This is a genomic window from Thiosulfatihalobacter marinus, assembly GCF_016019955.1.
Classification (GTDB): Bacteria; Pseudomonadota; Alphaproteobacteria; order Rhodobacterales; family Rhodobacteraceae; genus Shimia; species Shimia marinus_A.
In genome coordinates, this window is record NZ_JAECRZ010000003.1 from 179,629 (window position 1) to 202,295 (window position 22,667).

24 protein-coding genes are annotated in these 22,667 nt (G+C 61.2%); 10 read left to right on the top strand and 14 right to left on the bottom strand.

The window, feature by feature from the left end; translation table 11 throughout:
- Positions 1 to 45 precede the first annotated feature (45 nt).
- From I3253_RS06195 to I3253_RS06220, 6 genes are all read right to left on the bottom strand, one after another.
- Positions 46 to 789 (bottom strand): FadR/GntR family transcriptional regulator, encoded by a 744-nt coding sequence (locus tag I3253_RS06195; RefSeq protein WP_197916775.1) that lies wholly within the window; start codon positions 787 to 789, stop codon positions 46 to 48.
- The gene (locus I3253_RS06200; protein WP_197916776.1) at positions 765 to 1,481 is read right to left on the bottom strand and encodes a ribonuclease activity regulator RraA; all 717 of its coding nucleotides are present in this window, start codon (positions 1,479 to 1,481) and stop codon (positions 765 to 767) included. The genes I3253_RS06195 and I3253_RS06200 overlap by 25 nt, the downstream gene beginning before the upstream one ends.
- A gap of 79 nt (positions 1,482 to 1,560) precedes the next feature.
- The gene (locus I3253_RS06205) at positions 1,561 to 2,844 is read right to left on the bottom strand and encodes a TRAP transporter large permease (protein WP_197916777.1); all 1,284 of its coding nucleotides are present in this window, start codon (positions 2,842 to 2,844) and stop codon (positions 1,561 to 1,563) included.
- Positions 2,845 to 2,846: 2 nt separating this feature from the next.
- Positions 2,847 to 3,377, bottom strand: coding sequence for a TRAP transporter small permease (locus I3253_RS06210; protein WP_332255675.1), 531 nt, complete (start codon positions 3,375 to 3,377; stop codon positions 2,847 to 2,849).
- A 72-nt stretch (positions 3,378 to 3,449) separates the two neighbouring features.
- A complete protein-coding gene (locus I3253_RS06215; RefSeq protein ID WP_197916778.1) occupies positions 3,450 to 4,445 on the bottom strand; it encodes a TRAP transporter substrate-binding protein in 996 nt (331 codons plus the stop codon).
- A 330-nt stretch (positions 4,446 to 4,775) separates the two neighbouring features.
- The gene (locus tag I3253_RS06220) at positions 4,776 to 5,570 is read right to left on the bottom strand and encodes an NAD-dependent epimerase/dehydratase family protein (RefSeq protein WP_197916779.1); all 795 of its coding nucleotides are present in this window, start codon (positions 5,568 to 5,570) and stop codon (positions 4,776 to 4,778) included.
- A 165-nt stretch (positions 5,571 to 5,735) separates the two neighbouring features.
- Here I3253_RS06220 and I3253_RS06225 point away from each other — a divergent pair, with 165 nt between their 5' ends.
- The 4 genes from I3253_RS06225 to I3253_RS06240 all read left to right on the top strand — a co-directional run bounded on the left by I3253_RS06225 (position 5,736) and on the right by I3253_RS06240 (position 9,488).
- Positions 5,736 to 6,476 (top strand): FadR/GntR family transcriptional regulator, encoded by a 741-nt coding sequence (locus I3253_RS06225; RefSeq protein ID WP_197916780.1) that lies wholly within the window; start codon positions 5,736 to 5,738, stop codon positions 6,474 to 6,476.
- 107 nt (positions 6,477 to 6,583) lie between these two features.
- Positions 6,584 to 7,489, top strand: coding sequence for a 5-dehydro-4-deoxyglucarate dehydratase (kdgD, locus tag I3253_RS06230; RefSeq protein ID WP_197916781.1), 906 nt, complete (start codon positions 6,584 to 6,586; stop codon positions 7,487 to 7,489).
- Positions 7,486 to 8,619, top strand: a complete 1,134-nt coding sequence (locus tag I3253_RS06235) for a mandelate racemase/muconate lactonizing enzyme family protein (protein WP_197916782.1) — start codon at positions 7,486 to 7,488, stop codon at positions 8,617 to 8,619. Before kdgD ends, I3253_RS06235 begins: the two co-directional genes overlap by 4 nt.
- Positions 8,616 to 9,488, top strand: a complete 873-nt coding sequence (locus I3253_RS06240) for an amidohydrolase family protein (protein WP_197916783.1) — start codon at positions 8,616 to 8,618, stop codon at positions 9,486 to 9,488. The genes I3253_RS06235 and I3253_RS06240 overlap by 4 nt, the downstream gene beginning before the upstream one ends.
- Before the next feature lie 57 nt (positions 9,489 to 9,545).
- Here I3253_RS06240 and I3253_RS06245 read toward each other — a convergent pair whose 3' ends face one another.
- From I3253_RS06245 to I3253_RS06255, 3 genes are all read right to left on the bottom strand, one after another.
- The gene (locus I3253_RS06245) at positions 9,546 to 11,060 is read right to left on the bottom strand and encodes a tripartite tricarboxylate transporter permease (RefSeq protein ID WP_197916784.1); all 1,515 of its coding nucleotides are present in this window, start codon (positions 11,058 to 11,060) and stop codon (positions 9,546 to 9,548) included.
- 4 nt (positions 11,061 to 11,064) lie between these two features.
- Positions 11,065 to 11,547, bottom strand: a complete 483-nt coding sequence (locus I3253_RS06250; RefSeq protein WP_197916785.1) for a tripartite tricarboxylate transporter TctB family protein — start codon at positions 11,545 to 11,547, stop codon at positions 11,065 to 11,067.
- Positions 11,548 to 11,612: 65 nt separating this feature from the next.
- Positions 11,613 to 12,596, bottom strand: a complete 984-nt coding sequence (locus tag I3253_RS06255) for a tripartite tricarboxylate transporter substrate binding protein (protein WP_232236938.1) — start codon at positions 12,594 to 12,596, stop codon at positions 11,613 to 11,615.
- A 109-nt stretch (positions 12,597 to 12,705) separates the two neighbouring features.
- On the opposite strand from I3253_RS06255, the gene I3253_RS06260 reads away from it, so the two are divergent.
- From I3253_RS06260 to I3253_RS06275, 4 genes are all read left to right on the top strand, one after another.
- Positions 12,706 to 13,371, top strand: a complete 666-nt coding sequence (locus tag I3253_RS06260) for a response regulator transcription factor (RefSeq protein ID WP_197916787.1) — start codon at positions 12,706 to 12,708, stop codon at positions 13,369 to 13,371.
- Positions 13,364 to 14,743: a sensor histidine kinase gene (locus I3253_RS06265; RefSeq protein WP_197916788.1), complete on the top strand. Its 1,380-nt coding sequence runs from the start codon at positions 13,364 to 13,366 to the stop codon at positions 14,741 to 14,743. Before I3253_RS06260 ends, I3253_RS06265 begins: the two co-directional genes overlap by 8 nt.
- Complete coding sequence (locus tag I3253_RS06270) at positions 14,722 to 15,729, top strand: ABC transporter substrate-binding protein (protein WP_197916789.1); 1,008 nt, start codon at positions 14,722 to 14,724, stop codon at positions 15,727 to 15,729. Before I3253_RS06265 ends, I3253_RS06270 begins: the two co-directional genes overlap by 22 nt.
- 197 nt (positions 15,730 to 15,926) lie before the next feature.
- The gene (locus I3253_RS06275; protein WP_197916790.1) at positions 15,927 to 16,832 is read left to right on the top strand and encodes a LysR family transcriptional regulator; all 906 of its coding nucleotides are present in this window, start codon (positions 15,927 to 15,929) and stop codon (positions 16,830 to 16,832) included.
- 73 nt (positions 16,833 to 16,905) lie between these two features.
- On the opposite strand, the gene I3253_RS06280 is transcribed toward I3253_RS06275, so the two are convergent.
- The 4 genes from I3253_RS06280 to I3253_RS06295 form a co-directional block, all read right to left on the bottom strand.
- Positions 16,906 to 17,805: an OmpA family protein gene (locus tag I3253_RS06280; RefSeq protein ID WP_197916791.1), complete on the bottom strand. Its 900-nt coding sequence runs from the start codon at positions 17,803 to 17,805 to the stop codon at positions 16,906 to 16,908.
- A gap of 80 nt (positions 17,806 to 17,885) precedes the next feature.
- The gene (locus I3253_RS06285; RefSeq protein ID WP_197916792.1) at positions 17,886 to 18,458 is read right to left on the bottom strand and encodes a peroxidase-related enzyme; all 573 of its coding nucleotides are present in this window, start codon (positions 18,456 to 18,458) and stop codon (positions 17,886 to 17,888) included.
- Between the two features lie 11 nt (positions 18,459 to 18,469).
- Positions 18,470 to 19,201 carry a GNAT family N-acetyltransferase gene (locus tag I3253_RS06290; RefSeq protein ID WP_197916793.1) on the bottom strand — a complete coding sequence of 244 codons (732 nt, stop codon included), beginning with the start codon at positions 19,199 to 19,201 and terminating at the stop codon, positions 18,470 to 18,472.
- On the bottom strand, positions 19,198 to 19,917 hold the full coding sequence (locus I3253_RS06295; RefSeq protein WP_197916794.1) for a competence/damage-inducible protein A: 720 nt from the start codon (positions 19,915 to 19,917) through the stop codon (positions 19,198 to 19,200). The genes I3253_RS06290 and I3253_RS06295 overlap by 4 nt, the downstream gene beginning before the upstream one ends.
- 49 nt (positions 19,918 to 19,966) lie before the next feature.
- Here I3253_RS06295 and sfsA point away from each other — a divergent pair, with 49 nt between their 5' ends.
- Entirely contained in the window at positions 19,967 to 20,677 is a 711-nt protein-coding gene (sfsA, locus tag I3253_RS06300) for a DNA/RNA nuclease SfsA (RefSeq protein ID WP_197916795.1), read from the top strand.
- A 142-nt stretch (positions 20,678 to 20,819) separates the two neighbouring features.
- Positions 20,820 to 21,626 carry a type I methionyl aminopeptidase gene (gene map / locus I3253_RS06305; protein WP_197916796.1) on the top strand — a complete coding sequence of 269 codons (807 nt, stop codon included), beginning with the start codon at positions 20,820 to 20,822 and terminating at the stop codon, positions 21,624 to 21,626.
- 22 nt (positions 21,627 to 21,648) lie between these two features.
- Here map and I3253_RS20580 read toward each other — a convergent pair whose 3' ends face one another.
- On the bottom strand, positions 21,649 to 22,509 hold the full coding sequence (locus I3253_RS20580; RefSeq protein ID WP_197916797.1) for a DUF2189 domain-containing protein: 861 nt from the start codon (positions 22,507 to 22,509) through the stop codon (positions 21,649 to 21,651).
- Between the last annotated feature and the right edge of the window lie 158 nt (positions 22,510 to 22,667).

The window sequence follows — 22,667 nt, forward strand, 5'->3', positions numbered from 1 at the left end:
ATTTACAAATCCCCCGTACAGGCGCGATCTTCGGGCCCGTCGGGGCTATCCTTCGAACACCCGGTTGCGGGCGTTTTCGACATGCGCACGCATCGCCGCCCTCGCGGCCTCCTGGTCCTGGTTTTCGATCGCCTCGAAGATCACGTAATGCTCTTGCTGAACCATCTCCATCCGTTCGTGCGGCTTGGTCAGCGACAGGCTGCGGGTGAGGTTCAGGCCGGTCAGGATATTGGCCTTCATTGAAGAGCGCGCCGACGCAAAATACTGGTTGTCCGACGCGGCGCAAATCGCTTCGTGGAACATCTCGTCCGCGTCAACCCCAAGGTCGCCCTCTGCAATGCAGCGGTCGAGTTCGACCAATATCTTGCGCATCGCCTCAAGATCCGCGGCCGTGCGGCGCTTGGCCGCGAGAAAGGCGGCCTCGGCCTCGACAGCCGCCCGAAATTCAAAGGTGCGCTGAATATCGGCAATAGAGCCTACCGGCGCGAAATCCAGCACGGCGCCTTCGGGGCGGCGCTGGACAAACGATCCCGATCCCTGGCGCGACACGATAACCCCGTCTTCTCGCAGCTGGCGCAGCGCCTGACGCAACACCGGGCGCGATACCTCAAGCTGTTCGCTCAGCACATGTTCTGTCGGTAACTTGGCACCAACAGGAATTTCGCCACTTACGATCAGGGCAAAGATCTTTTCATAAACCTGATCCGAAAGCGTTCGGTCGCCGCGGGCTTTCTCGGCCCGCACGCCCGCCTTGTTTACGTTCGCTACCTGCCGTTTTGCTGTCGCCATGTTGCAAACTCGTCCATCGTATTTGGGTCAGTTGGGGGATACAGCCCAAAGGTCGATGACCCGTTCTGCACCCTTTCCAACACGAAATCTTCGAAGACGGTCATTTCAACGGCTTCTTCCGCCACTTCCTCCACCAGATGCAAAGGAATGCACACCACCCCTTCGTTATCACCCACCAGGATGTCGCCGGGAAAAACCGAAACGCCTCCACATGCTATCGGATCATTGATCGCAACGGCGTGGTGTTTTGTCAAATTGGTCGGTGCGCTGGGACGCGAGTGATAGGCTGGCATGGACAGGGCCGAGATCTCGGGTGTGTCGCGGAATCCGCCATCCGTGACGATACCATGGCAGCCCAATGCCTGAAGCCGCGTGACCAGGATACACCCGGCGGATGCGGCCGTGGCATCCTGGCGCGAGTCGATCACGAACACCGCGCCCGGCGGGCATTCCTCGACCCCCTTGCGTTGCGGGTTTTCCCGATCGGCGAAGGATTCAAGCTGATCCAGATCTTCGCGGGCCGGGATATAGCGCAGCGTATAGGCCGGACCGACCATGTTCGCGCCGGGGTTCATGCGCTGCGGCCCCTGGATGAAGATATTTCTGAAACCGCGCCGGAACAGGGCCGTTGTCAATGTTGCGGTACTGACACGCATCAGCCGGTCGTGGGTTTGGGGAGACAAGGATGTCATGGCTTGTACCTTCCTGTATTTCGGGTGAGGCGGCACCCGCGGATTGCAGCGCCGCCCCGGCGATTTTTTGCTGACCGGTCTACGGCACCAACAAGGATGGCAGCCAAAGCGACACGGCCGGAACATATGTGACCAGGATCAATGCCATAAGGATCGCGATATAGAAGGGCCAGATTGTCCGAAGCGCCGACTCGATCTTGATCTTCCCGACGGCGCAGCCGACAAACAGGCAGGATCCGACGGGCGGTGTACAAAGCCCGAGGCCAAGGTTGACCAAGAGCATGATACCGAACTGGGTGGGATCCATGCCAAGGTCTTTGACGATGGGCAGGAAGATCGGCGTGGTGATCAGGATCAGCGCCGCCATGTCCATGATCATGCCCAGCACCAGCAGCATGAGGTTGATCATCAGAAGAACAAAGATCTTTTCTTCAGAGATCCCAAGCATGAACCCGCTCAGCTTTGCAGGTACCTGGTACAGCGCAAGAAGATAGGCGAACGAGCTGGCGAACCCGATCAGAACCATCACCATCGCGGTTGTCTTCACCGCAGACACCACCGCTGTCTTGAAGCCGTTCCAATCCAGCGAGCGGTAGACAAAGAAGGTCAGCAAAAGGGCATAGATCGCACCGAACGCCCCGGATTCCGTCACCGTGAACACGCCCGACAGTACCCCGCCAACGATGATCACCGCGGTGATCAGGCCGGGAATGGCCGCCAGCGACGCCACCCAGACCGCACCCCAACCGGGGAATTTCTCGGACGGGTAATTGTGCTTGATCGCGATGATATAGGCCGCAATCGCCAGGCTGACGCACATCAGAATGCCGGGGATCACGCCGGCCAGGAACAGTTTGGAGATGGAAATCCCCCCGCCCGCGGCAACGGCAAAGATGATCATGTTGTGGCTGGGCGGGATCACGATCCCGGCGATGGACGAGGTGACGGTGACGTTCACCGCATAGTCGGCCCGATAGCCGCGTTCTTTCATAACCGGGATCAGGATCGACCCCAGCGCGGAAATATCGGCCACGGCCGAGCCGGAAATGCCGCCAAACAGCATTGACGAGAAGATATTGACCGACGCCAACCCCCCGCGCACATGCCCCACCAGCGCCGATGCGAACCGGACCAGGCGAATGGCAATCCCGCCATGCAGCATCAGTTCGCCGGCAAAGACAAAGAACGGAATGGCCAGAAGCGAGAACACCGAGATCCCCGAGATCGACCGTTGAAAGGTGATGAGCAGCGGAAAGCCTTCGTACCAGAAGGTGGCCGCCGCCGCGATTCCCATGGCGAACGCGACGGGCAAGCCCATAACGACGGCGCCGCCAAAAATCCCCAGAAGTAATGCCAAGCCCATGTTCAGATCTCGCCTTTGTCTTGATAGCGCACACCCTGCACCATGCAGGTCACGCGGAATACGGCGCGCAGGCCGGCAAACAGAAAGACCAGGCCACCGCACAGAAGGGCTGACAAGGTCCGGAAACTTTCAGGAATATCGAGCATCGGCAAAAGGGTGCCCCAGCCGAATTTGAACAGCTCGATGCTGGCAAGGAACATGACCAGACCGAACACTGAAAGGATGACATCATTCACAAGCCGAAGGGCGCCGCTTACCTTTGGGCCCAGGGCATCACGGAAGAGTGTTACGCCCAGATGGGTTTGTTCGTGAATTCCCGCCGCGGCCCCAAGATAGGCAATGTAGGCGACCAGCAGTAGCGCAAGCTGTTCTACCCATGTTGGGGTGGCGTTCAAAACGTAGCGGCCAAAGACCAGCCAACCGAAAGTGGCAACCAGGATAACCAGAGCGACAGAGGCAACGAGAATGCAAAGTCCGCTCAGACGGTCCAGTGCGCGCTCCATTCGGGTCATCCAGCGAGGGGCTTGTTCCACGCACCTGCTCCTTTGAATGGAAGTGGGAAACGCCCGGCCCAAAGCAGGGCGTTTCCGGTTTGAGATCGTGGATTATTCCGCGTTCTGGAACAGGGCGACCAGATCCGACATATCGGGATTGGCGGACAGGAACTGTTCATAGACCGGTGCCATCGCAGCCTGGAAGGCGGATTTGTCGGCGATTTCATTCACCTGCACGCCGCCTGCCTTGACGATTTCCATCGATTTGGCTTCGCGTTCCTGCCACAGCTTGCGCTGGAGCATGGTCGAGTTCTTGCCAGCTTCGCGCACGATATCCTGTTGTTCTGGGGTCAGTTTGTCGAAGGATTTCTTGCTCATGCACAGACACTCGGGGATGATCAGGTGCTGGGAGAGCGAGTAGTATTTCGCAACTTCAAAGTGGCTGGTCGATTCATAGGACGGCGGGTTGTTCTCGGCCCCGTCCACAACGCCGGTCTTGATCGACTGGTAGACCTCGGCAAAGGCCATCGGCGTTGCGTTGCCGCCCATCGATTCGATCATGCCCACAAACAGGTCGTTGTTCATCACGCGAACCTTCATGCCCGCGACATCCTCGGGGGTCTGGATCGGCTTGATGGAGTTGTAAAAAGACCGTGCGCCGGCATCGTAATAGCCCAGCGGTACGATCCCCTTGGCTTCAAGACCCTTGGCCAGCGCGGCGCCACCTTCGCCATCCATCACGCGATACATCTGTTCGACGCTCTTGAAGATGAAGGGCAGCGAAACCACGTTCGCTTCCGGCACGGCCTGACCCATCGGCCCCAGGCTGAAGACGCCAAAATCGATGATGCCCAGACGCACCTGTTCGATCGCGTCGGGCTGCGAGCCCAGAACACCGGCGTGGAAGACCTTGCCGCTGATGTCGCCACCGGTCTTTTCCTCGACCTCGGCCATGAAGGATTCCATGCCGATCGACACGGGGTAATCCTCGACGTGGATGTTCCAGCCACGCCATTCCTGAGCTTCGGCGCCCAAAGGTGCCAGCGCCAGCGTCGCTGCGGCAGCAACGGCAAACGCGCCCTGCCCGATCATTGCGGTAATCTTCATTGTCTTTTCCTCCTCTAGACAATTTGTCACAAAACACTTCACACGGATTACAAGTTTTTACAACTTTAATTTTCCGATTTCCAGATTTTGACGCCTTGAATTCTTTGACCGCCCTCACATATAGCCGTCTAACTCACTGATATTTATAGATACACTCTGCGAACCGCCCGCCGGCGCCCGACCATGCAGATGCCAGTACGTCCTGACAAATCCGACCCGCTCGCTCCACCAACGGATTTGACAAATCGCAATCCTCACCTGAATCACCCGACTCGGACAGGGCGTGCAGCAACGCCCGGACACGGCCGCGCCAACGGCCCGCCCCCCTTCTCAGTCCTCGAAATGTCCGGCTGCCGCAAAGCCGCCGCCCTGGAACATGACTGCCGGATCGGTCGGCGCGTTCACGGCCCCGGCAATTGCGGGATCATCGGAAAACTGCTGTGAACTGTCCTGCGGCACCCAGCCAATATGCCCGGCAAGGCGGTTGTCCCACCATTTTTCGGCGTTGTCCGAAGCGCCATACACGACAGAGTACCCAACCCGGTCGGCATCGATGACACACTCCACAAGGGCCGCGAAATCGCGAAAGCTCAGCCAGGTGGCCATCATCCGCCGGTCGCGCGGCTTTTCGAAACAGGATCCGATCCGAACGCTGGCGGTCTCGATCCCGTACTTGTCGAAATAATACCGCGCCAGCAACTCGCCGAACCCCTTGGAGACACCATACATGCTGTCGGGTCGCATTTCCGACCGGGCATCCAGCTGGGTTTCGCGCGTATGAAACCCGATCGCGTGATTGGAACTGGCGAACAGGATACGGCGGACACCCTGTTTGCGGGCCGCTTCATAGATGTTGTACGTTCCGCGGATGTTGGCATCGAGAATCACGTCGAAAGTGTTTTCCACCGACATGCCGCCCAGGTGAATGATCGCATCGCACCCGTCGACCAACGCCTGTACGGCCCTGGCATTCGCCAGGTCACACTTGACCACTTCTTCACCCGGCCCGGCGGGGTCCATGTCGCCGACATCGGACAGCCGAAGCGTGTCATATTTCCCGGCAAGAGAGGCCCGCAGAACCTTGCCAAGATTGCCGGCTGCACCGGTTATCAAGATCCGAGACATATGTCCCCTCCCAATCAGATCATTGCCAATCTGTTGCATGAGCAATCCGATTCTGTCAAATGTCATCATACAAATTTTTGAAATTCGTGACACTCAGGGGGATATACATTGCCTCCCCCCCATAATTCGCGGCATACTGAGGTCAAACGGCCAGAAGGTGATGAAATGCCTGAAAATACACGAGAAATCGCCCAGTCTGCCGGAAAGAACCTGACCCAGGTCGTTGCAGGACAGCTGAAGCGGCGCATTCTGGAAGGCGGATTGCGCGCCGGAGAAAAACTGCCCACCGAAAAACAGCTGACGCAGGAATTCGGGGTCAGCCGCACGGTGATCCGAGAGGCGATTTCGGGCCTGAAGCAGGATGGGCTTGTTGCCTCGCGGCAGGGATCCGGTGTCTTTGTGCTCGACCCGCCCCAGAACACCGAAACCCTGACTTTCCTGAGCCAGAACCCCCGCACCATTGCCAATGTGATCGAGGCGCTGGAACTGCGCGCCTCGGTCGAGATCGGCGCCGCGGAACTGGCCGCGCAACGCTGCTCTCCCGCGCAGGAGGCAAAGATATTCACTTGTTTTCAAAAGTTTAAGGAATGCGTGTTGAAGGGGGAAATTTCCGAAGACGCCGATTTTGCCTTTCATGTCGCCATCGCCGAAGCGGCCAATAACCCACGGTTTTCGGAGTTTCTGACACTTTTGGGGCGCAATACCATTCCGCGCTCGGAACTTCGCAAGAAGGCCGGGCTGACAACCGATCCCGAAGTGGAGCGCCAGATTCTGCAAGAACACCTTGCCCTGCTTGACGCCATCACAGCCCGCGATTCCCAGGCCGCCGGCGCAGCGATGCGCGCGCATCTGATCAAGGGCGCGGAACGCTACCGGGCGATTGCCCGTATCGCCCAGATGTCCTGAGGCGCGCTCGACAAGTTATCATACAAATATTGACTCCTATTCCAGGGTTGGTATGAAAAGACAAAATGCGGTGCGCCGCTCGTCTTGACCAATCAGGAATAATCGCCATGACCCCACAAGAGCTTCAACACATCATCGGATCCGGTCTCTTGTCCTTTCCGGTCACACATTTCGACACCGCGCTGGAATTTGACAAACCCGCCTATCAGGATCACGTGGGCTGGTTGTCCCAGTATGACGCGGCGGCCCTGTTTGCCGCGGGCGGCACGGGCGAGATGTTTTCCCTGTCGCCGGCCGAAATCGGCGAGGTTCTGTCTGCCGCCAAGGCCGTATCGGGCGACATGCCGATCATCGCCGGCTGCGGCTATGGAACGCGCATGGCAATCGACATCGCGCGCGATGTCCAGGCCCGCGGCGCCGACGGCATCCTGCTGTTGCCGCATTACCTGACCGGCGCCACCCAGGACGGGCTGTACCACCACATCAGGGCCGTCTGTGAGTCCATCAGCATCGGGGTAATCATCTATAACCGGGCCAACTCGGTTGTTCATGCCGACACGCTCGCGGCGCTGGCCGAGGCGTGCCCGAACCTCATCGGTTTCAAGGATGGCACCGGTGACATCAACCTGGTGCGCCGCATCGTGGCCACTTGCGGCGACCGGCTGGCCTATGTCGGCGGGATGCCGACGCATGAAATGTTTGCCGAGGCCTATGACGCGATGGGCGTATCCACCTATTCTTCTGCCGTGTTCAATTTCGTCCCCGAGCTTGCGCTGGAGTTCTACGCAGCCATGCGCAAGCGCGACCGCGCGACGATGAACCGGATTCTGGTCGATTTCTTCTATCCGTTTCTGGAAATACGTGACCGCGCGCCGGGCTATGCTGTATCCATCATCAAGGCCGGGCTGGACGCGACGGGCCGGCATGGCGGCCCCGTGCGCCCACCACTGTCCAACCTGACAACCGACGAAGTGACCCGCCTGGCAGAGATCATCAAAGGAGCCAGATCGTGAAGATCACGAATATCCGCACTTATACCCTGCATCACGATCTGGATCGCCCGTTCCAGTCGTCCTTTTCGGTGTTCCGGGCCCGCCGCCACTGTCTGGTCGAAATCGAAACCGATGCGGGGTTTTCCGGCTGGGGCGAATGCCTGGGGCCGGCGGATATCAACGCGGCGGTCGTGCGCTCTATGGCGCCAATGCTGATGGGGCGCGATCCGCTGGATATCGAACCGATCTGGCTTGATGTCTACAACCAGTTCCGCGATCAGGGCCAGCGCGGCGTCATCCACACCGCGCTCAGCGGCCTGGACATTGCGTTATGGGACATTGCCGGCAAACATCATGGCGCGCCGGTCTGGCAATTGATGGGCGGCGCCTGGCGGCGCGAGATCCCGGCCTATGCAACCGGCGGTTTTCGCCCCGAGGGCGGCGATCACGCATCGGCCTGTGCCGTGGAAATGGCGCAATACGTGGCCGAGGGCTTTGGCGCGGTGAAGATCAAGATCGGCTATGGCATTGCCAGCGACCTGCGCACCATAGCCGCCGTCCGCGAGGCCATTGGCCCGGATACAGAACTGATGATCGATGCCAACCACGGCTATGATGCCGTTGACGCGATCGAGATCGGACGACGCGCACAGGGCTACGACATTGCCTGGTTCGAAGAACCCGTGCTGCCCGAGGCCCTGCGGGCCTACCGGCAGGTCCGCGATGGCCAGCCGATCGCGGTGGCCGGGGGCGAAACCTGGCATGGCCGCTGGGCGATCGACGAGGCGCTGCAACAGAAGGCGGTGCAGATCCTGCAACCGGACGTGTGCGGGGTGGGTGGCCTGAGCGAGGCGCGCAAGATCATCACCCTGGCCGACATTCACCAGGTACGGCTGGTGCCGCATGTCTGGGGCACGGCCGTGGCGCTGGCCGCCGGTCTGCATTTTCACGCCATTCTGCCGCCATCCCCGCCGTCTCATGAACAACGCTCGCCCAGGCTGGAGTTCGACCGCACGCATAACCCGTTCCGCCAGGCCATTGTCGATCAGCCGATCGAACATGCCGGCGGAGTCGTGCGGGTGCCGGACGGGCCGGGGCTGGGAATATCGGTCAACCGGGAGGCGCTGATGCGCTTTTGTGTGTCGTCATGAGCCGCGAGACCTTTCGAACCCTGAGCGGGCGCGCGCCGATGCAGGCTTTGCCCGCAGGCGCCACGGATTGTCACATGCACCTGTTTGACAGCGCAAGATACGGGGCACATCCCGGTGGCCCGCCCGCCCCGGCGGATGCGTTGATCGAACATTATGAACAAGTGCAGGCCTGGCTTGGGCTGGAGCGTGTCGTTGTCGTGCAGGGCAACGCCTATCAGACGGACAATCGCGTCGTGCTGGATGCGCTGGGCCATTTTGGCGACACGGCCAGGGGGGTTGTTGCGGTCAAGCCCGACATTGCGGAAGACGTTCTGGACGCCATGACGGAGGCCGGCGTGCGCGGCGCGCGGATCATGAACATCCTGCAAGGCGCGGTCGGGCTGGATCAGATGCTGGCGGTCAACGCAAGGGTGCACCCGTTTGGCTGGTCGATGATCGTTCAGTTCGACGGGCGCGAGATGGCGGAACACGCATCCGCCCTTGAGAAGATCAAGGGCGACTACGTCATTGATCACATGGGGAAATTCCTTGAACCGGTGACGCCGGACAGCGCGGCGTTCGCCGCCCTGTTGCGGCTTGTGGACAGGGGCAATTGCTATGTGAAGGTGGCGGGGTGCTACGAAACCTCCAGAACCGGCGCCCCCGGATATGACGATGTGGCGGCCCTGTCCAAGGCGATGATCCGGCATGCGCCCGACCGGGTGATCTGGGGTACGAACTGGCCGCACAATTCATCAAACGGGCCCGAAACCTACCCCGACGAGGTTCAATTGCTTGATTGCGCGATGGCGTGGGCGGGCGGTTCCGAGAACATCAGGAAGATTTTCGTGGACAACCCCGACACCCTGTACGGATTTGCAACATCCTGAAACCGTTCGGCGCCGCACCACTGGCACGGCGCCGACCATTTGTCATCAGACGCAGCGTCAATCCCCGTCGGCCACACCCTGTGCGCGCAGGCGCGCACGGCGGGCGCGATAGCTTGGCAGGACCACCAGCAATCCGGCAATCACCAGCAGGCCAAGCGTCATCGGACGCTCCCAGATAAACCCGATGCCGTCGTAAAGCTGCATGGAGCGGGCGAAATTATCCTCCAGCATCCCACCCAGGATGAACCCGATCAGCAAGGGTGCAAGCGGATAGTCCGCAAAGCGCAGCGCCGTCGCGCAGATCCCGAACGCCACCAGAAGCAAAAGCTCGGTCGCGTTGTTCTGACCGATATAGGCCCCCATCAGCGTGAAGAAAAGGATAAACGGAATCAAATAGTTACGCGGAATCGACAGTACCTTGGCGATATAGGGGATCAGCGGCAGGTTCAGAACCAGCAGCACCAGATTGCCGATGAACATCGACATGATGACGGCCCAGAAGATCTGAGGCTCGTCCAGCATCAGCCGCGGCCCCGGTGTGACATTGAGCGCGATCAGCGCGCCCAACAGAATCGCGGTTGTCCCCGATCCGGGAATCCCCAGGGTCAGCAGCGGCACGAACGACCCCGTACAGGCCGCGTTGTTGGCGGTTTCCGGCGCGGCCAGCCCCTTGATCGAGCCCTTGCCGAATTCTTCCTGTTCTTCCTTGGTGGCAATGTTGCGTTCGACAGCGTAGCCCAGAAAGCTGGCGATCGTGGCGCCGGCCCCCGGCAGGACACCGATGAAGAAACCCTGCAACGACTGACGCCCAATGACCGGGGCAATGGCTCTGGCCTCCTGGCGGGTTATGCGCAGATCCGTTATCTTGCCGCTCTCGTCGTCACGCGTCGTCCTGGGTTTCAGCACCAGGAACAGGGCTTCGGGCAGCGCGAACATGGCCATGGCCAGAGTGATGAAGCCAAAGCCGGATTGCAAATCCATGATCCCCATCGTGAAGCGCGGCAGGTTGAACAAGGCGCCCTCGCCCACGGTGGCCATGATCAGCCCGACAATTGTCATCAACAGCGCCTTGGCCACCTGCCCGGTGCCCGCAAAGGCAGCAATGGCCGACAGGCCGACAACCATCAGGGCAAAATATTCGGCCGAGTGGAACAGCAACGCAACCGAGGACAGGGCCGGGGCAAAGACCATCAAGAGGATCGCGCCGATACTGCCGCCCGCGAAACTGGCGATGGCCGCAATGGTCAGCGCCTTGCCGGCCTTGCCCTGTTTGGCCATGGGATACCCGTCAAAACTTGACGCCACAGTGCCCGCCACCCCCGGAGCGTTCAACAGGATGGACGAGGTAGATCCGCCGAAAATCGCGCCGTAATACACCCCGGCCAGCAGGATCAGCGCCGCGGACGGATCGCCCATGGAAATGGCGACCGGAATCATGATGGCGATGATCGACATCGGGCCAAGCCCCGGCAACATGCCGATGAACGTGCCGATCAGACAGCCACCGATGACCATAAGAATGTTCTGGAACGACAGAGCCGTTTGCAGGCCGATCAATAGTCCTTCGAGCATGGCATCACCCTCCTATGAAACCGGGCAGCGGGCGCAGATAGATGCCCAGCACCTGCTGCACGAGATACCAGACAATGAATGTCGCGATCAGGGAGACAGGCAGCATCACCACCCATCGTCTTTCGCCCAGGAAAAACGATCCCAGTATCAGGAATGCGGCGGTGGAAAAAAGGAACCCCAGCGGGCGCAGGCCAAGCGCATAGGCAACCATCAGCGCCAGCAGCAAAAGCGCCTGACCAAGATTGTATTGGCCCAGCCGCCGGTAATCGATGTCTGGTTCACTGGATTCGGATTTTTCCAGTCCCAGCAGAATGACAAGCGACGCCAACAGGCCGATCACCGACAGAACCTTGGGGAAGGTGCTGGGCCAGATCGGATTGCGTTTCATGAAGGGTGCCAAAGACCCGTCCATCGTGAACCAGGCTGTATAGCCATAGGCCAGGCATATCCCGGCCAGAATTAGCGCGATCCAGCGATCGAGTGCCATGTTCCCCTCCCGTTATCTGAAATTGGCAGAGCGGCGCACCGCCGCCCTGCCGGTCTGTGCTGGCTTCAGAGGAAGCCCAGTTTCTTCATCAGGTCGCCGATGACTTTTTCCTGACCTTCGAGGAAGGTTTTGAAATCATCGCCTGAATTATGGATGTTGACCCACCCGTTGCGGGCGCGCACGGCTTCCCATTCGGGGGTTTCATACATCTTGGCCAGCGCCTTTTGATACTTGGCCAGGTCCTCCTCGGGCAGGCCTGGTGCGCCAAAGAAGCCACGCCAGTTCACGAAGGAGGTGTCGATGCCCTGTTCCTTCATCGTCTTCGCATCAGGCGCCGCGGGAACGCGCTCGTCCGAGGTTACACCGATGATCTTGACTTCGCCGGCCTTGGCCAGGTCAACGGCTTCGGAAAAGCCGGTCGAAAGAGCTGCGATCTCGCCCGAAAGCAGCGCCGCCATGGCTTTGCCACCGGCGTCATAGGGGATGTATTTGACCGCCAGCGCATCCTTGCCCGCCGCTTCGAACACCATCGCCGCGACAAGGTGATCCATGCCGCCGGGCACCGAACCGCCGCCAATCGCCGTGGCGCGCGGATCGGCGTCAAAGGCCGCGATCAGATCCGCCATCGAGTTGATGGGGCTGTCCTTGCCCACCACGATCGCGGCATAATCCCCGATCGTACCGGCAACCAGGGTCAGATCGCGGAAATTATAGGGAAACACACCGGTCAGCGACCGGATCACGATCGGCGTGGAATTCACCATCAACGTACCGTAATTGCTTTGCGCGTTTTCGATCAGATAGCCAATGGCCTTGCCGCCGCCGCCACCGGACATGTTTTCGTAAGATGCGGTGCCGACGATACCGGCATTGGTCAGGGCCTCGCCCGTGCCGCGCGCGGTACCATCCCATCCGCCACCGGCGCCGCCGGGGATCAGAAAGTGGATGCTGTCAAGAACCTTGTCGGCGTTGGCCACGACGGGCGACGCAAACGCGATTGCAGCGGCGGCGGTTGCGATCAGGGCGCGGCGGCCCAGCGAAAATGTCATCATGATCTCCTCCAAATTTGACAACTGTCCGAAAGGCGGCTCAGTTAACCGAGATAACCACGGCAACCTGACATGGACCTGTCATGGCGCCGCAAACCGAACCGGGCCCATGAAATTCCTTTTGATCGAAGACAATGACGAACTGGCGCACGCAATCTGCGCCCGGATGCAGTTTGATGGCCATGTCATTGATCACGCGTCCAGAATTCAGGACGCGTTCGCCTTTGGAGAGACCGGCGACTACGATCTGATCCTGTTGGACATCATGCTGCCCGACGGGGACGGGCGCACGTTTCTGAAACGGCATCGCGCCGGGAACAAGGACACACCTGTCATCGTTCTGACCGCCCGGTCCCAGGTCTCGGACCGAATCAGCATGTTGGACCTTGGCGCGGATGACTATGTCACCAAACCCTTTGACCACGAGGAACTGCAAGCCAGATGCCGCGCTGTGTTACGGCGAAAGGCGGGCGCGGCTCAGACGACAACGCGCCTGGGCAACGTTGCCTTCGATCCCGTGGCGGGCAGCCTGACAATCGATGGCCAGGTGATCAGCCTGCGCAACCGCGAACTGCGGCTGCTGGAATTGCTGATCAACGCGCCGGGCCAGATTTTCCCCAAGCACAAGCTGTTCGACCGGCTGTTTTCCTATGACGAGGACGTTTCCGAGAACGCGATCGAGGTTTATATCGGGCGGCTGCGCAAACATCTGGAGCCTTCGGATTTGCGCATAACCACCCTGCGCGGCCTTGGCTACAGGCTTGACCATGGCTGAGGTTTCGCACGAGTCGGTCAACGTCGCGGGATCGCTTCGGTTTCGCCTGACGCTGACGCTGATCGGCGGGGCGGCGGCGCTGGCCATTCTTTTGTTCGTGGTGGTGCGGGGCTATGCAACGCAGATCGCCCAGCAGGGACAGGACAGTATTCTGAAGGCGTCGGTGACATCGATTCTGGATGCCGCGATTCTTCGTGATGGGGTGGTTGAGGTGGATTTTCCCTATGCGGCCCTGCTGATGCTGAGCACCGATTCCGATGACCGCGTGTTCTACGCGATCTACCAGGATGAAACGCTTTTGTCAGGCTACGGCGCCCTGCCTCGGGCAACAACGGGGGCCTCTGGCGGCGCCGCGCACCGAACCGCCCGGTTCGACGACGCCACAATCCGTATGGCAACCGCCTCGCGCACCCTGGTCGGTGCCGATACGCGGACGGTCATCACCGTCGCGGTCGCCCAGACCCAGGATGCCATGCAGGTGACGCTGGCCCGGATTTCGCGCAATGTCGGCCTGTACGGGCTGGTGTTCTTCCTGCTCTCGGTGCTGCTGTCGTTCTGGGCGACGACAACCACCATACGGCCCTTGCAGCGCCTGACCGATTCGATCACAAGGCGCGGCCCCAAGGATCTGAGCCCCGTCGCCAGCCCCGTCCCGGTGGAAATGGCCTCTCTGGTGGCGTCGCTCAATCGTTTCATGGCAAGGCTCGACACGTCACTCCGGCAATCCGAGGATTTCATCGCCGAGGCGGCGCACCGGGTCCGCACACCGCTGGCCACCGTGCGCTCTCATGCCGAAGCGACGTTGCAGCGTGTCGATCGCGACGAAAACAGGCAGGCCCTGCGTTCCATGATACGCGCCATTGACGAAAGCTCTCGCGCGGCGGGGCAGTTGCTGGATCATGCCATGATCACGTTCCGCGCCGATCATCTGGAGCGGTCCGAGGTGGATCTGGTGGACCTGCTGCGCGATCTGGTTCTGCGCTTCGCGCCGGTCGCCGAGATGAAAGACATCGAACTGGACATCGACGGGGACGCGCGGGTTGTAGTCGCCGGGGACAGCATTCTTTTGCAAAACGGCATTCGCAACCTGCTGGATAACGCGCTCAAGTATTCGCCGGTGGAAAGCCGCATCGCCATCCGGGTGACATCGGCCCCCGCCCCGACCATCGAGATCCGCGATCAGGGGCCCGGGTTCCCGAAAAACAACATGGACGCGCTGATTGCGCGGTTTTCCCGCGGCGACAACGCCAAGGGGATCATCGGTTCGGGCCTGGGGCTGACCATCGCCAATGATGTGGCGCTGGTCCATGGCGGCAAACTGACCTTGTCCAACCATCCCGGAGGCGGCGCGTGCGTTATCTTTTCACTTTGATCTTCGCCTTCTGGCCGCTTGTCACGGGGGCGCAGGACTGGGAAGACCAGCGGTTTTTCCCGGGGGGCGACGAGGCGCGGACGCTGCGCATCCTGTCAAGCACGGACACCTCGTTCTTTGCGCCGATCATCGAGCGATTTCAGCTCGAATATCCGGCGTGGTCCGTCCAATACCTGGTCACGACCACTTCGGAAATCGATCAGGTGTTCCGCGCCGCGCCGGATGCCTATGACATCGTCATTTCCAGCGCGATGGACCTGCAACTGAAACTGGTCAATGACGGGTTCGCGCTGGAACTTGTCGGCATGGATCACCCGGATTGGGCGCAATGGCGCCAGCGCCTGTTTGCCTTCACATCGGAACCGGCCACGATCGTCGTCAACAGCGCGGCGTTCCAGGGCAAGCCCATTCCCCGCACGCGGCAGGAAATGATCAACGCATTGCGCCAACAGCCCGATCTGTTTCGCGGCAAGATCGGCACCTACGATGTGCGCCAGTCCGGGCTTGGCTACCTGTTCGCGACCCAGGATGCACGCGCGTCGGAAACCTATTGGCGCCTGATGGAGGTCATGGGCAGCCTGGATGCGCGGCTGTACTGCTGTTCGGGACAGATGATCGACGATGTCGCCTCGGGCAGGCTGTTGGTCGCCTATAACGTACTGGGCAGCTATGCCGCGGTGCGCAGGAAAGAGGATACGCGGTTCGAGATCATCCTGCCATCCGATTTCCCGACCACGATGATGCGCACCGGTTTCGTGTCACGCAAAACCCTTCACCCGGTCGCGGCGGAAAACTTTATCCGGCAGATGATCCGGATCCAGGGCGCCGGACAGGACAGCCCGATATCGCCATTGCCACCCCTTGGCCCTTCGCCGGAGGAAACCAACCCGTCGGTCATTTCTCTGGAACCCGCCCTGTTGACCTATCTTGACCAGCTGAAAAGGCGGACTTTCATCAAGGAATGGATGAGCGCCGTCATCCAGTAGGCCACATCGCGCCATACCGCGCATGGCGCCCTTGCCCACCATCAAATGACCGGCGAACGCCGCCGGAAACGACTGTTTCGCTGTTTCCCCGCCGCAAACGATGCGTGACAAATCCCTGATATTGTCTGCCCCCCGCCCTCATCCTGCCCGATTTCAGCGCGATATCTGGGCCTGAGAATGATTGCAGAGGTATTGGAATGGATCGCCTGACCGAAATGGAAGCGTTTGCCACCGTGGTGGATCAAGGCGGCTTTACGGATGCTGCCAAGAAAATGGGTATCTCGAAATCCGCTGTGTCCAAGCACGTTTCCAGCCTTGAGGCCCGGCTTGGTGCCCGCCTGCTGAACCGCACCACGCGCCGTGTCAGCCCGACCGAGATCGGACTTGCCTATTACGACCGTGCCCGCCGCGTGCTGAATGACGCGGGCGAGGCCGACGCGCTGGTCACATCGATGCAATCAGCGCCTTCCGGCCTGTTGCGCATTTCCGTGGCCACGGATTTCGGGGTCAACCACCTGTCGCCGGTATTGGGTGAGTTCCTCAATGAATTCCCTGATATCACCGTCAACATGGTGCTCAATAACCGCTATGTCGAACTGATCTCGGAGGGTTTCGACATGGCCATTCGCATCGGCGAACTGGAAGACAGCACCCTGCGCGCCCGCAAGCTGACGGAAACCACCAAACGCATGATCGCCAGCCCCGGCTATTTCCAGCGCTACGGGCGCCCGCAAAAGATTGACGATCTGAACGATCACAAGCTGCTGCACTATTCCAGCCAGTCCAATGGCGCCGTCTGGAAGCTGACCGCGCCCTCGGGCGAAAAACGCCAGGTGCGCACCGCCGGCTGGTTGTCGGTGAATGACGGTCAATCCCTTCTGAACGCGGCCGTCGCGGGGCTTGGCATCGCCTATCTGCCCAGTTTTCTTTATGCGGACGCCCTGGAACAGGGCCTTGTCGAAGACGCGATCCCGGACCTGCCCGTCGAAACCCAGGGCATCTATGCGGTCTACCCGCCGGGCCGCTTCACCCAGCCCAAGGTGCGCGCGTTCATCGATTTCCTGGTGCACGCCTTTGCCGACAAGGGCCCGACAGACTGGTAATTTCTTCCCCTGGCTTTCCAATGTGAAAGCAAACCTGACCCGGACCAGATTGGCCCGGGTCTTTTTTTGCCCGCTACCGCGTGCTGAGCAAGACCGCCTCGACCCGCCGATTGGCATTGCGCCCCTCTTCGGTCAGGTTGGAGGCAATCGGAGACAGGAAGCCAACGCCTTGCGCCTCCAGTTGCGCAATATCCACGCCAAGCACCTCCACAAGCCGCTGCCGCACCGCCTCGGCGCGTTTGCGCGACAGTTCGATATTCTGCTCCAGCGAGCCTTCGCTGTCGGTATGCCCGACAAGCGCAATGCGCCGCGCCGGGTTGGTCTTCAGATAATCCGCCAGGGCGCGGAGCGATTGAAACGGCCCAGGCCCCAGACGCGACGACCCGGTTTCAAATTCCAGATCCGACAGCACGATATGCCCGGTCCGCTCCAGCCATTGCGGTATGTTTTCCGCCGCTACAACATCGGGACGCAAGCTGTCGGTTTCAGTTGGCGGCGAAAGCGTCCCGTCATCGGTTGCCTGGGCCCCTGTTCCATCATGTCCGGCATTCCCGGCCAGACCGGGCACGTCCGGCCCGACGGCGATCACCTGCACCATGCCGGCCTGCGCCGTCCGGCTGACAAGCACCCCGGCACCAGACATCCCGTCCGGACCGTCCTTCAGCGCGGACAGGTACCGAAAATCGGACAGGTCCACGAACATTTCCGGCGGCGGCAGCACCTCTGTGTTGAAACGAAAGTCGAACCCGCCGCACAGTTCCGCGTCACATTCGAAAATGATCCTGTACCCCTGAGCCGACAACTGCGCGCTCAGTTCTTCGGTCAGGGCCTCTGTGTTGGTGAACCCGGCCATCACCCGCCAGCTTCGCCGCGATATGGCGCCGGACAACCGTTCCCCCGGCACATTGCCATTCGCGAACACGCCGGTAGGCAAGGTGAAATGCCCCCGTTCCGTGACAAAATCTCCGGTCAATTGCGCTGCCTCGGGCAAAGCCGGTTCAAACGCCCACCCCAGGCCTGGCCAAAACGCCAACGATATGGCCAGCGCCCGGTTCATCTGGCTAGCGCGTGATACTCTTCATTGGGCCGCATATCCGTGGCCGAAGCCACACGGTTGGACATGTTGTAGAACCCGGCAACATTGGCAATGTCCCAGATATCCCGGTCACTGAACCCGGCATCGCGCAACGCCTGGCGGTCCGGCTCCTGGATCGTGTAGCTGGCGATGGTCATCTTCTCGGCAAAGGCCAGCATGGCGCTCTGGCGCGCATCCAGATCGGCCACCCGCCAGTTCATCACCATCATCTCGCCCAGCGCCGGATTGCCCGACAGCTGGCGCACCGCCGCGCCATGCGCGACAAGACAGTAAAAGCATTTGTTGACCGAACTGACCACCACCGCGATCATCTCGCGCTCCAGCTTGCTCAGCCCGCTCGCGCCCAGCATCAGGTCATTGTAAAGCGCGGTAAAGGCATCAAGCTTGGCCACATCGAACGCATAGGCCTTCAGGACGTTGGGCACCATGCCCAGCTTTTCCACACAGATGTCGAAATAGCGCTGCGTGTCCTGCGGCAAGGGATCCAGCATCGGGATGTCCAGCGCCGTGGGCCGATCGTTCTTGGTCATGACAGTCTCCTTCAGGCGGATTGTTTCTGCCTGTAATGATACTCTCCCACAACCTTCATCCCGAGGGAAGAATAGAGCGCGTTCGCCCCCTGGTTGCGGCTTGTGCAGATCACGGCAAGCGTGTGCCCACCCTGATCCAGAATCCAGAAGGCCGCCTTGCGCATCAACCAGCGCGCCACACCCTGGCGCCTCTGACCGGGCAGAATCTCAAGCGCATGGACCATGCCGATCCCGTCGCACATCGCCAGGAACGACGTGCCCGCGGGCTTGTCGCGCCAGCGCGACACAAAACCAGTCTTCGGCCCTTGCGCGCGATGCATCACGGCAATCCGGTCCGGGCCTATTCCGCCCGCCGCCCAGATTTCTTCCATGATCCTCAACGGCTCCCACCCGGGTATGGCCGCCGTGCGGGGCGGGCGCTCACAGGCGATCTCGCTGGCCGGCGCGGCGTACATCGTCACCGGATCGACCACCTCGTAACCGCGCGTTTCCAGCGCCGCATCCAGCGCCGCGTCCCCCTCGCGGATCTGAAACAAAAGCCCCTGCCCCAGCGCCCGCATCGCCGCCTCCGCCGCCTCTATGTCGGACATGTCAAACGCGCCCTCGACCGTCGCCGCCGATACCCGCTTGCCGCCGCCACGCCCTTCACGAATCGTGAACGGGCCGCAATCCTGCCGGGCAAATGGCGGCCAGGTGGCCTCGACCACATCATACAGCTTGCGCGCATCGGGCAGGCCGGTCATGCAAATACCTCTGCCAATCGTGTCATCGCCGCGTCCACCCGCGCCCCGTCCGAACCGCGGATCACCACATTGGCGCCGAACACCCCATCCTTCTGGAACGGGTAGGACCCGATCGACAGATCCGCGAATTCCTCGGCCAACAGGCGCAGCGGCCCGGCAATGTCCCCCTCGCCCCGCATGATCCGAAGCGATTGCGACAACAGCGGCGCGCCACCGGTCAGCGTGGGCAACACGCTGGCCACCATCGCCTGGAAAACCGACGGCACCCCGGCCATCACATGCACGTTTTCCACCGTGAAACCAGGCGCCACCGACACCGGGTTGTCGATCAGCGCCGCGCCGTCCGGGATACGCGCCATGCGCAGCCGCGCCGTGTTCAGCTCCAGCCCGGAATTGTCATAATGCGCCTGCAACAGCGCGCGCGCATCATCGCGCACGTCGATCGCCCGGCCAAAGGCAGCGGCAATGCAATCGGCCGTGATGTCGTCATGCGTCGGTCCAATTCCACCACTGGTGAACACCGTGTCATAGGCACCGGCCAGCGCCGTGACCGCCTCGACAATCATCTCGTGATCATCCGAAACGATCCTTACCTCCCGCAGGTCGATACCGTGCTTGGTCAACTCGCCAGCCAGAAAATGCATGTTGGCATCACGTGTCCGGCCCGAAAGGATCTCGTCTCCGATCACCAGCATCGCGGCGGTGGGATTGGTCATGGCGCAGCGCTCCTTGTCAGAAGGTCTACGCAGGTATAGGGCGGGGTTCATGCGCTTTCAAACCCCTCTTTTGCCCGCCGTGCTGATCCGCCGCTACAAGCGCTTCCTCGCCGATGCCCGCCTTGAGGACGGTACCGAGATCACCGCCCATTGCGCCAACCCCGGCTCGATGATGGGCCTCGCCGAACCGGGCAGCCGGATCTGGCTGGAACCCAACGACGACCCCAAGAAAAAGCTGAAATACGGCTGGCGGCTGGTGGAACACGAAAACGGTCATTTCACCGGGGTCGACACCTCTGTTCCCAATCGCGCGCTCAAGGCCGCGCTGCTGGCCCGCACAGTACCGGGGCTGAAAGACTACCCCCTGATGCGCCCCGAGGTGAAATACGGCGAAAACAGCCGCATCGATTTTCTGCTCTCCGGCGCCCACAAGCCCGATCTGTATATCGAGGTCAAATCCGTCACCCTCTCGCGCCGCCCCGGCCTGGCCGAATTCCCCGACAGCGTCACCGCGCGCGGCACCAAACACCTGCATGAGCTGCAAAAGGTGGTGGACGGCGGCGGGCGCGCGATGATGTTCTATCTTGTCCAGCGCACCGACGCCCGACAGGTCACGCTCGCCGCAGATATCGATCCGGCCTATGCCGCCGCCTTCGCCAGCGCCCGCGCCGCCGGCGTCGAAACCATGGCGCATCGCTGCGTCATCACGCCTTTCGAAATCACACTCGGCCCCGCGCTCCCCTTTGCCGTCACAGCCTGACCGCCGGCTTCTTTTGGCCCGAAATATCCCGGGGGAGTCGCCGCCGCGCGGCGACGGGGGCAGCGCCCCCTTTTGCCCCTCTGGTCCTTTGCGCCAAATGACACTAAATACGGACAAACACTGACCCGATGGAGCAGCTTCGATGATCGGCAAACCGCGCCAGACCCGAGATGGCATTCGCCTGTATGACCCGGCGGATCACGCCGGAATGCACGTTGCCGGCGCGCTGGCCGCGCGCATTCTCGACGAGGTCGCGGAACTGGTGGAACCCGGCCAGACAACCGGCGAAATCGATCGGGTGATCGAGGCCAAGGTTAACGCCGCCGGCGCCCAATCCGCCACGATCGGCTATCGCGGCTACCAGCACGCCTCCTGTATCAGCGTCAACCACGTGGTCTGCCACGGCATTCCCGGCGACAAGAAACTCAAGGACGGCGATATTTTGAATATTGACGTAACAGTCATCGTGGATGGCTGGTACGGCGACACCAGCCGCATGTACGTGGCCGGGCGTCTGGGGCGCAAGGCCGAGCGGCTGATCCAGGTCACGCATGATTCGCTGATGAAGGGGATCGAGGCGGTCAAACCCGGCAACACTTTCGGCGATATCGGCCATGCCATCCAGTCTTATGCCGAAAGCCACCGCATGTCTGTCGTGCGCGATTTCTGCGGCCACGGGCTGGGCCGTGTGTTCCACGCCCCGCCAAACGTGCTGCATTATGGCCGCCCCGGAACCGGGCCGGTTCTTCAGGAAGGCATGTTCTTCACCATCGAGCCGATGATCAATCTTGGCCGCCCGGAAACCAAGGTTCTGGCCGATGACTGGACCGCCGTAACCCGCGACAAATCTCTGTCGGCCCAGTTCGAACACTCCGTCGGCGTTACGGCCGACGGCGCCGATATCTTTACCCTGTCCCCGGCGGGCCGGTTCCACCCCACCTGGGGTTGATCACCCCCGGATCAGGCGCGGCTCAGTCAAAGCTGATCGCCATGCGATACAGATGCCATGTGGCGTGGCCCAGAACCGGCAGCACCACCACCAGCCCGACAAACATCGGCACGGACCCGATCACCAGCAACGCCGCCACGGTCAACCCCCAGCCTGTCACAACAAGCGGGTTCTTGGCCGCCACGCGCAACGAGGCCGCCACCGCCACCGGCAAGCCCACCGGCAGGTCCACCAGCATCGGCACGCTCACCATGGTCGTCACCAGAACCAGCGCGGCAAACACAAACCCCACCCCGCAGCCGATCCAGATCAGCGACCAGCCTGCCGGAGTCGTGAACAGGTCGCGCACGAAACCCGCCATGCTCTCCGGCATCGCCGGGCCAAGCGTGGCACCATAGATTTCCAGCGCCACGACGATCCAGATCGCATACACAGCCAGCATATAGACGCCAAGCACCATCACCGGCCCCATGACCCGCATGCGCAATCCCTTCAGCGCCGCGCCCCAACTGCTCGCCTGCCCCTGCTCCTGTTGTCGGCTCATTTCATACAATCCGACCGCCGCCAGCGGACCGATCAGCGCAAACCCGGCCACCATGGGAAAGATCAGGGGTATCATGGCCTGATCAAAAGCCAGCGCCGTCAATGCAAGCCCGATCAGCGGATAGACAATCACCAGCATCAGAACGTCGCTGCGGCTGCGCCGCAGATCGGCCAGCCCCATGCGCAAAGCCTTGCCGATATCACCCGGATCCAGCCGATGCACGCGCGGCGACACGCGCGTGTCACTTGCCATGCCATCGGCCACATCTTCCGCCCCATGCCAGATCCCGCCCAACAGGCGGGCGCCCCAACTCAGCGGATTACCGATAGTCTCAACCATTGCGTCCTCCTCCATCTCAGAAGGCAGGCCGCGATCAGCCATCACAATGCCGGATGCTCAAACCCGAATTGGCAGGGCCCGACCTATCAGGCGGCCTGCATCATCCCCGACAGTCTAGCACAGTTTCGCGCCGCCACCGCGCATATTCGCGCAACATT